General features: G+C 42.7%; 8 protein-coding genes. 1 reads left to right on the forward strand and 7 read right to left on the reverse strand.

The window, feature by feature from the left end; all coding sequences use genetic code 11:
• Positions 1-512: 512 nt before the first annotated feature.
• Positions 513-3,233: a preprotein translocase subunit SecA gene (secA, locus tag ACWXWT_RS04840; protein ID WP_456040487.1), complete on the reverse strand. Its 2,721-nt coding sequence runs from the start codon at positions 3,231-3,233 to the stop codon at positions 513-515.
• A gap of 58 nt (positions 3,234-3,291) precedes the next feature.
• Positions 3,292-4,191, reverse strand: a complete 900-nt coding sequence (locus ACWXWT_RS04845; RefSeq protein WP_456040488.1) for a M23 family metallopeptidase — start codon at positions 4,189-4,191, stop codon at positions 3,292-3,294.
• A 27-nt stretch (positions 4,192-4,218) separates the two neighbouring features.
• Between ACWXWT_RS04845 and ACWXWT_RS04850 the strand changes: the two genes are divergently transcribed.
• Positions 4,219-4,671 (forward strand): DUF721 domain-containing protein, encoded by a 453-nt coding sequence (locus tag ACWXWT_RS04850; RefSeq protein WP_456040489.1) that lies wholly within the window; start codon positions 4,219-4,221, stop codon positions 4,669-4,671.
• Between the two features lie 4 nt (positions 4,672-4,675).
• On the opposite strand, the gene lpxC is transcribed toward ACWXWT_RS04850, so the two are convergent.
• From lpxC to murC, 5 genes are all read right to left on the reverse strand, one after another.
• Positions 4,676-5,596: a UDP-3-O-acyl-N-acetylglucosamine deacetylase gene (gene lpxC / locus ACWXWT_RS04855; RefSeq protein WP_456040490.1), complete on the reverse strand. Its 921-nt coding sequence runs from the start codon at positions 5,594-5,596 to the stop codon at positions 4,676-4,678.
• 212 nt (positions 5,597-5,808) lie between these two features.
• Complete coding sequence (ftsZ, locus tag ACWXWT_RS04860) at positions 5,809-6,972, reverse strand: cell division protein FtsZ (RefSeq protein ID WP_456040491.1); 1,164 nt, start codon at positions 6,970-6,972, stop codon at positions 5,809-5,811.
• Positions 6,973-6,998: 26 nt separating this feature from the next.
• Positions 6,999-8,234 (reverse strand): cell division protein FtsA, encoded by a 1,236-nt coding sequence (ftsA, locus tag ACWXWT_RS04865; protein WP_456040492.1) that lies wholly within the window; start codon positions 8,232-8,234, stop codon positions 6,999-7,001.
• On the reverse strand, positions 8,231-9,001 hold the full coding sequence (locus ACWXWT_RS04870) for a cell division protein FtsQ/DivIB (RefSeq protein ID WP_456040493.1): 771 nt from the start codon (positions 8,999-9,001) through the stop codon (positions 8,231-8,233). Before ACWXWT_RS04870 ends, ftsA begins: the two co-directional genes overlap by 4 nt.
• Positions 9,002-9,127: 126 nt before the next feature.
• Positions 9,128-10,579, reverse strand: a complete 1,452-nt coding sequence (gene murC, locus ACWXWT_RS04875; protein ID WP_456040494.1) for a UDP-N-acetylmuramate--L-alanine ligase — start codon at positions 10,577-10,579, stop codon at positions 9,128-9,130.
• Position 10,580: the final 1 nt, after the last annotated feature.

Genomic DNA, 10,580 nt, shown 5'->3' on the forward strand with positions numbered 1-10,580 from the left:
CTACATTGCTGTAGTGTCATATTACTATGAACATTCTCATCATCGAGTTAAATTTTTGATTGCCTACATTCCGAAGAACAGAAGACAATTTCGAATAACTCAATACCTGTGAATGTCCACACAGATTACTTGATAAATTGTTAAAGAGCGTTGACCGTTTCAGTTGGTCAGGGCTGCGTATTCTACGCATTCCCTTTATGGCGTCAAGTGTTTTTTCAAACTTCTTTTTGCCCGTTATCAACACCACTTAAGTGACTGTTAATAACACTAACCGGTTTTCGCTTTCGCTGTATGCCGTGTCAGTGGATGCGCATTATAGGCAGCTCAAGATTTAGTGCAAGTGATTTTAGATAAAAATATGCTCTTTTTATCATTTAACCACTTAACTACATGATACACACCATTTACCCCCATACTTATCCACAACAAACCTGTTCTATTTGGTTTTTTGCAATATTAGAAATCAAAAAGGCAGCGTATAAACGCTGCCTTTTTGATCAAGGAATAATTAGTTAACTTAATTTTCCATGACATTGTTTGTATTTTTGACCTGAACCACATGGACAAGGATCATTACGGCCAATTTTTTCACCTTCACGAATGACTGTACGTGGTGCTTCTGGTACTTTCTCGCTAGAATCAGTTAATGATTCTGCGATGCCGTGTTGGTAAGCATGCTGGATCTTTGCTTCTTCCTCACGTCGACGCTGTTCCATTTCATCAACATCTGATTGTGCTTGCACTTGCACTTTAGACAATACACTGATGACATCATTCTTTAATGATTCGAGCATTTGCTGAAATAGTTCGAATGATTCACGTTTGTATTCTTGCTTTGGATTTTTTTGCGCATAGCCACGTAAGTGAATGCCTTGACGTAAATGATCCATTGCCGCTAAATGCTCTTTCCAGAGTCCATCGAGTGTTTGCAACATTACAGCTTTCTCGAATTGGCGTAAGACTTGAGCACCAACCATTTCTTCTTTAGCTTTGTATGCTTCACTCCATGACGTGACAATTCGCTCACGTAAAGTCTCTTCATGCAAATTATCATCTTTATCTAACCATTCTTGAATAGTTAAGTTTAAGCCAAACTCATTACCCAATCGCTGTTCAAGCCCCGGAATATCCCAGAGTTCTTCAAGAGATTGTGGCGGAATATATTGGTCGACAATACCGCTTATGACGTCTTGCTCGATATTCTGAATAGTGTCTTGAATACTTTCAGCATCCATTAACTCATTACGCTGTGCATAAACAACTTGGCGTTGATCGTTAGCAACATCATCGTATTCGAGTAATTGCTTACGGATATCAAAGTTACGCGCTTCAACTTTACGTTGAGCATTTTCAATTGCACGTGACACCCAAGGGTGTTCGATAGCCTCACCATGTTCCATGCCTAGCTTTTTCATCATGCTTGACACACGGTCTGACGCGAAGATACGCATCAAGCTATCTTCCATTGATAGATAAAAACGTGAAGACCCCGCATCCCCTTGACGACCAGCACGCCCACGTAACTGATTATCGATACGACGTGATTCATGACGTTCTGTGCCTAAAATATGTAAGCCACCGGCTTCTAGGACTTTATCATGTTGAATTTGCCAATCTGCACGAATTTTAGCGATTTGCTCAGCAGTTGGATTTGCCAGAGCTTCAACTTCAACTTTCCAATTGCCACCCAATACGATATCGGTACCACGACCTGCCATGTTGGTCGCAATGGTTACTGCGCCAATGCGGCCTGCCTGAGCAATAATCTCGGCCTCTCTCTCGTGGAACTTGGCATTCAAGACGTTATGTGGGATTTTAGCTTTTTTCAATAACGATGCTAATATTTCAGATTGCTCAATAGATACTGTACCTACAAGTACTGGCTGACCACGCTCACGGCAACCTTCTATGTCTTTTATAATGGCGGCGTATTTTTCTGGAGCCGTCAGATAGACTAAATCAGCCATATCGTTACGAACCATCGGACGGTTAGTAGGAACTACAACGGTATCCAAACCATAAATATGTTGGAATTCGAATGCTTCAGTGTCTGCTGTACCAGTCATACCGGCAAGTTTTTCGTATTGACGGAAATAGTTTTGGAACGTAATTGAAGCCAGAGTCTGGTTTTCATTCTGGATCTTTGCACCTTCTTTAGCTTCAACAGCTTGATGCAAGCCTTCAGACCAGCGACGGCCAGGCATAGTACGACCTGTATGTTCGTCGACAATAATGACTTCGTCGTCTTGTACGATGTAGTCAATATCTTTCTCGAATAAGGTATGAGCACGTAAAGCAGCATTTACGTGGTGCAATAAAGAGATATTAGTAGCGGAATACAGTGAGTCGCCTTCAGCTAACATGCCTTTTTCAATAAGAAGCAATTCAACCTTTTCTTGTCCACGTTCTGTTAGGTGAACCTGCTTACCTTTTTCATCAATACTATAATCACCTTCACCTACATAATCTTCAGTGTCTTCTTTGTCTTGACGGATCAAGCTAGGGATTAATAAATTGATTTTAGCGTACAGCTCTGAACTGTCTTCAGCAGCACCAGAAATAATCAACGGAGTACGGGCTTCATCAATTAAAATTGAATCGACTTCATCGATAAGAGCATAGTGCAATGGACGTTGGACGCGTTCTTGTGGTGAAAAAGCCATGTTGTCACGTAGATAATCAAAACCAAACTCGTTGTTCGTTCCGTAGGTGATATCTGCATCGTAAGCTTGTTTCTTTTCGAATTGGCCTAGACCGGCAATATTAATTCCGACACTTAATCCTAAGAATTCAAACAACGGACGGTTATTTTCCGCATCTCGTGTTGCTAAATAATCATTGACGGTAATAATGTGAACACCTTTACCTGTTATCCCATTAAGGTAAGCAGGTAGTGTTGCTGTCAATGTTTTACCTTCACCAGTTCGCATTTCTGCAATACGATTGCTATCAAGTACCATGCCGCCGAGAAGCTGGACATCAAATGGGCGCATGTCAAACACACGCTTTGATGCTTCACGCACCACAGCAAATGCTTCGGCCATGATATCATCGAGTGTTTCGCCATTTTCTAAGCGTGTACGAAACTCCGCAGTTTTTGCTTTAAGATCTTCATCGGAAAGCTTTTCATAATCAGCTTCTAATGCATTAATTTGAATGACTATTTTTCCAAGACTTTTCAGGGTGCGGTCGTTGCGACTTCCGAATACTTTTGTCAGTAGTTTGCCTAACATTTTCATCACTTATCTGTTGTAGGTTTGGCTCATTTGAGCGCATTAACCGTTAATATTATTAACCTGCTTTGCGGTAGACGTATTTCTGTGGATCTATTTGTTGTTTACCACGCAGCACTTCGTAATGCACATGGGGGCCAGTTGAACGGCCTGTGCTTCCCATACTGGCAATTTTATCGCCTTTGGCAACGACGTCACCTACGTTTACTGACAGAGATTTATTATGTCCATACCGAGTGTGTAGACCATTTCCATGATCTATTTCAACTAGCTCGCCATATCCAAACATGCTTCCTGACCATGTTACTACGCCTGCTGCGGTCGCAATAACATCTGCCCCCTCTTTACCTGCAAAATCAATACCTTTATGCATTGTTCGGCGGCCATTAAAAGGGTCATTTCGTAAACCATAGGGCGAAGATAACCAACCTTTATCGATTGGCCGCCCTGATATATAACGCTCTTCATCTATATGGAGATTAGATGCTACCGTTTCAAGTAGTGATAGCTGAACATTATTATTATCAATTCTAGATGCCAGCTTATTCATATCATCAATAAGCTGACTTAATTCGACACCATTGCCGATTTCGCTTAACCCACCGATACCGACTTCTGTAGAAAAGTCGAACTGCTCATCGAGGAGGTTATTTTGCGCTACTTGCTGCCCAAGAGCTTCAAGTCGGGTGATTTTGGCTTGCATTTTTGCGACATGAGCAACCAGAGTTGCCAATTGGGTTTCTGTTGCCGCTTTGAGTTCTATCACTTGTTGCTTTTGCTGTTGGCGCAGTTGTTTATTTTCATCAACTTTCGCTTGTTGGTTAGCAAAACGCTCAGTGCTATATTGATATATTCCTGTGCCAGTGGCCATTAGGATAATAGGTAGGAGTAACCAACGCTTACTAGGTTGCCAGCGCGTTACACCATTTCGACCTTGGATAAAAACTGTTACACTCATAGCCTAATTCAGCCATCTTATTATCATATGAAAAAGCCCCCTCAAGATCTCAGCAACTTAGTCCATTTGTCTGGAAGACTGCCTGAACTGGCCGAGAAAGCAGAACTACTTAATAATCTGAATCATTATGTAAAACAGATGCTAAATGGTCCTGTGGCTGAGCAGCTAAAAGTCGCTAACCTCCGCCAGGGTGTTCTTGTTATTGAAACCACGTCAGCAGCATGGGCTGCGAGAATAAACTTTCAAAAGCAGAAATTATTAAAACAGCTTCAAACTGAAACTATCCCAATGCTTACCGCCATTGAGGTAAAAGTTAATCCTGGGCTTGCCTTAGCAAAAGCTCAACCTCAAGCTAATCAAAATGTGCTCAGTACCACTGCGGCACAACATATTGAAGCATTAGCTGAGCATGTCGATGGTTCTTTAGGTGAAAAACTAAAACGGCTGGCTGCATTAGCCAGCCGTAATAGGCAATCTTAACCAGTTAAGCGTGTGTTAACGCTCCTGGAACCATAAAGCTGACAGGTACATCAGCTTCTTTGTCAAAGCTAACTAACTCCCACGCATCTTGCTGAGCCAGTAATGCTCGAACAAGTTGATTATTTAATGCATGACCGGTTTTGTAAGCTGAAAACTCACCAACAATTGCATGACCAGCGACATATAAGTCCCCAAATGCATCGAGGATCTTATGCTTAACGAATTCGTCTTCATAACGCAGACCATCAGGGTTTAATACACGATACTCGTCAAGTACAACTGCATTTTCCATGCTGCCACCCAGTGCAAGATTATTCGCACGTAGGTATTCAATATCCCGCATAAAACCAAATGTTCTGGCACGACTAATGTCTTTCACAAATGCTGACGTCGAAAAATCCATAACCATGTGCTGTTGACTACGGGCAATCTCTGGGTGAGCAAAGTCAATTTTAAAATCAACTCTAAACCCTTTAAAAGGTTTTAACTCGGCCCATTTATCACCATCTTCAACTCGCACAGGCTTGGTAATTTTCAGGTATTTTTTTGCCGCGGCCTGTTCTTTAATACCTGCACTTTGCAGTAAGAACACAAATGGACTTGCACTGCCATCCATAATCGGGATTTCTGGCGCATCAACTTCGATAATGGCATTATCAATACCTAAGCCAGCAAGTGCCGCAAACAAATGCTCAATGGTTGATATTCTAATACCAGCATCATTTACTAGGGCGGTACACATAGTAGTTTCGCGCACTAAATCTGCCTTTGCTGGAATAGACACAACTGGGCTAAGATCGGTACGTTTGAGTACAATCCCTGTATTTACTGGTGCGGGCATAATGCATAGAGTCACTTTATTGCCGGAATGTAATCCAACGCCAGTGCTCTTCACCATTTTTTGAACAGTTCTTTGAAAAATCATTCAGTAACCCGTAAATATCAATATTAAACAAATAGTTGCAAAAAAACCTAAGGTTATCATGCATAACTGGTTCATCATGCTACCATAAGTTTGGCTTTTCACAAAAAAAACACCAAACTGTATTGTGCAGATCCGTGAACCCGCTTACAAAAAACCATCACTGAACTATATCGTTCATTAGTCACACAAAAACATAGCGGTTTATCCGTAGATTAATCAGCCTGTTTACGTAAAAATGCTGGAATATCAAGATAGTCTGCATCGGTACGCGGTGTTGGTTGTGGCTGTGGTACAGCATTCCCTTTTGGCACAGCATAACTTTGTTGCACAACGTCATCAACTGGCTCAGGACGAGGCTCAATGGCAACGGGTTCTGGGCGTGCCACAGGTTTGGACACCAATTGGATGTCTGGCTTTTTCTCTGCACCTATACCCGTAGCAACAACGGTCACACGTAACTCGTCGCTCATTTCAGGATCGATCACGGCACCAACAACAACGGTTGCATTATCAGATGCGTACGCTTTAACATGGTTACCCACAGTTTCAAGCTCTTCAATGGTGATGTCCATACCAGCTGTAATGTTAACTAACACACCGCGAGCTCCGGCTAGGTCGATATCTTCAAGTAATGGACTCGCAACAGCCGCTTCTGCAGCTTCTTCAGCACGGTCGTCACCACGAGCAACACCTGTCCCCATCATGGCATTACCCATTTCAGACATAACGGTTTTCACATCGGCGAAATCGACGTTAATTAAACCTGGGCGAGTAATTAGCTCAGCAATACCTTGAACAGCACCCAATAATACATTGTTAGCTGCAGCAAAGGCATCAAGCAATGAAGTGCCGCGACCCAATACTTTTAATAACTTTTCGTTGGGGATGGTAATTAATGAATCCACATGCTTGGCTAACTCGGCAATACCAACCTCGGCATATGCCATACGCTTTTTGCCTTCAAATGGAAACGGTTTTGTGACTACAGCAACGGTCAGAATACCTTCTTCACGGGCAATTTCCGCCACGACAGGCGCTGCACCAGTACCTGTTCCACCGCCCATACCTGCAGCGATAAAGATCATGTCTGATCCTTTAATTGCTGCGCGAATATTCTCGCGGTCTTCTTCAGCGGCTTGGCGACCTACATCTGGATTTGCTCCTGCTCCTAGGCCTTTGGTCACGTCGCGACCAAGTTGAATAGTTGAACCGGCACCTGATTTACGTAGTGCCTGTGCATCTGTATTTGTGACGATAAATTCAACACCTTCGATGCTGTGCTTTACCATGTGTTCGACAGCATTTCCGCCACCGCCACCGACGCCGATGACTTTAATCACCGCTTCGTCTGAATGAGTATCCATGATCTCAAACATTGTCTGATCTCCGTTTGTCTGCGTTATTAAAATTCACCTTTAAACCAACTTTTGACCCGATTCAAAAAGCTGGTAACCCCTTGACGCTCAGGTCGTTCGAACTGACGTTCGATTACTCGCCTTGCGCCATAATGAAGCAACCCTATTCCTGTAGAATAAACAGGTTGATCCACGTATTCGTATAATCCTTTTACAGGCAACGGTGATGCCACACGAACAGGCATACCAAAAGTTGCCTCTGCAATGTCTACTGCACCCGATATTGAAGACGTACCTCCAGTGAGTACAATCCCTGCTGCAATTTGATCTTCTAGACCGCTATCTTGTAACTGTTTGAGAACAAGCTCAAACAATTCTTGGTATCTTGGCTCTACCACTTCAGCCAGTGTATGTCGTGACATACTCCGTGATGGGCGCCCTCCCACCGATGGTACTTCAATACTATCTTCACGGCTTACCGTTGAACTTCTGGCGCTGGCAAACTGCACTTTAATTTGCTCGGCATGGGTTAACGGTGTTCTGAATATTTTGGCAATATCACTGGTAACTTGGTTACCCGCTACCGGAATAACTGCACAATGACGTAATGCGCCGTTGGTATATACAGCAATATCGGTCGTTCCACCACCAATATCGACGATACATACACCTAAATCTTTCTCATCATTGGTTAATACTGAGTCGGCAGAGGCAATGCCTGAAAACACTAAGTCATCAACTTTTAAACCACAGCGCTCAACACTTTTAGTAATATTTTTGGCCATGTCGTTAGCACAAGTCACAATATGCGCTTTGGCTTCCATGCGCATACCAGACATACCAATCGGGCTTTTAATACCGTCTTGCACGTCGATAGAGTATTCTTGTGGCAATACATGCAAAATACGGCGTTCAGTCGGGATCTTCACCGAGCGAGCGGTATGTATGACATTATCTACGTCTTCTTGGGTGACTTCTTCATCGTTAATGGACACCATGCCATTTTCGTTTTGACAAGCAATGTGCTTACCCGAAATGCTCAAATAAACAGATGACACTTGGCAATCAGCCATTAATTCTGCTTGATCTAGCGCTCTTTGCACGCTGCGCACAATAGAGTCAAGATCATTCACGCCGCCTTTATCCATACCGCGAGAAGGATGATTACCTAAACCAATAACACTAATTTCACCATCAGGTAATACTTCACCAATGATCACTGCGACCTTTGATGTCCCTATATCCAACCCCACGATGAGGTTTCTTTCCTGATTTTTGGTCATTTATTGTCGACTCTCTTTTTTGAATCATCCCAACCTACAGCGAACCCGGTATCGTAACGTAAATCAACGGTCGCAATTGGTTTTTCACTTTGCTTCAAAGTAGGATACACATTAATAAAACGTTGTATCCGTGACATTTTATCTTCTCGTCCAAGCTCAATCTCAATCCCGTTTGCTAGTATTGCATGCCAAGCATGGCGCGGGCTTAAACGTAAACTGGCTAACTTAAATTCATTTATTGTTAATAAATCATCTAACTGTTTATAACTTGTTAATACTTCCATTTCAGTCCCTTCTGGACCATAAAGCTGGGGCAAGGCATCATGTTCAGCATGTGCTAATGCATCAAAAATATCACCGTTTACATTGAGCCAAGACACTTGATTCCAGTGAGCGACTGCTTGCTGTTCTTGCAAAGTAACTTTAAACTTTGCCGGCCATTCTCGTCTTACTGACGCATGATAAACCCAGGGCAATGCTTCTAATGCTTTTTGTACATCCACAACATCGGCATTAAAAAAACTGTTCTGCATCATGGACTGTAATGCATTTTTGATTTCATCATCGGTGGTATAAATTCGCTCGCCTTTAATGGCAACGGCTTTTATTGGTAATGCATCGGCGTCATTGAGCAAATTGTGTAATTGCACACCACTCCACACTACGGTGCCAAGCACACAGCTTAAGAACAGTAAACCAGTACAAAAATACCAATTAACACGAGCCAGTTTATGTTTTAATTGCCGTCCTTTATCGCTCCACGACACCTTAAATCCGCCTCTGACATTGTTCCTGAGTTAACCCCCAAAAGATGGGTCATTATATCGACCTACCAAATAGGATTAAAGCTCGTTTTAAAAACAAAATAACACTATAAATCAATTGCTTTATTGTTACTCTGCCACTAAATTACAACCCAAATTATTTTGAGCTAACTCTTTCGATAAAGCACCTATGTTGCCTGCGCCCTGAGTCATAAATAAATCACCTTGTTGCAATACATCAGGTAATACTGCGGCAAGTTGATCTGGACTGGCAATAAAAATAGGGTCTAATTGACCACGCAATCTAATTGAACGACACAAAGCCCGTCCATCGGCTCCAGGTATTGGCGCTTCACCTGCGGCATAAACATCTAACAGTAGCAGGCAGTCAACTTGTGACAATACATCAACAAAGTCTTCATATAAGTCACGAGTACGGCTGTACCTGTGTGGCTGGTATGCCATGACTAAGCGTTTATCCGGCCAACCTGCTCGTGCAGCTTTTATCGTCGCTAACACTTCACTTGGGTGATGGCCATAATCATCCACTAACATCACACTGCCATTAGGTGTCTCAAATTCACCTAAATGTTGAAAGCGACGACCAATACCTTCAAATTCTGCTAATGCCTGCACAATCGCACTATCATCAATGTCATCTTCGCTGGCGACGGCTATCGCTGCCAATGCATTTAACACGTTATGCTGGCCAGGTAAATTTAACACAATGTCTAAATCATCTTTACCATGACGTTTAACAGAAAAGCTTGACTGATGACCATTTTGAGCAAAATTGATTGCCTGCACGTCGGCATCATCACTAAAACCATAGGTCACAACATGGCGACCAATACGTGGCATAATTTCGCGGATCACATCATCATCAATACACATTACCGCTACACCATAAAATGGCAGGTTATGTAAAAAATCGACAAAAGTGGTTTTCAATTTCTCAAAATCACCACCATAAGTGTCCATATGATCGGCTTCGATATTTGTGATGACACTGACCATAGGTTGCAAATGTAAAAAGCTTGCATCACTTTCATCAGCTTCTGCAATTAGGTAACGACTAGTGCCTAAACGTGCATTGGTGCCAGCGCTATTTAATAATCCGCCAATGACAAATGTTGGGTCGCGATCAGCTTGACCATATACACTGGCAATCAAACTTGTAGTCGTTGTTTTACCATGAGTGCCCGCAATGGCTACACCATGGCGATAACGCATTAACTCAGCGAGCATTTCTGCACGGCGCACAATCGGAATGCGCAATTCTTTAGCAGCAAGTATCTCTGGATTTTGTGGGTTAATGGCGGTTGACACTACAACCACATCTACCTGCTCAACGCTTTGGGCCTGATGGCCGATAATGATTTTTGCCCCTAAGCGATTTAGACGTTCAGTTACACTATTTACAGCGATATCCGAACCACTCACTTGATAACCTTCATTCACAAGCACTTCCGCAATACCACCCATGCCAGCACCACCGATGCCAACAAAATGAATGCGCTTAATTCGTCTCATTTCAGGGATCATGCTACGAAGTTGTGCATATCTTTCTGTTTTTGTCATT

It is taken from the genome of Shewanella sp. A22 (genome assembly GCF_053850585.1).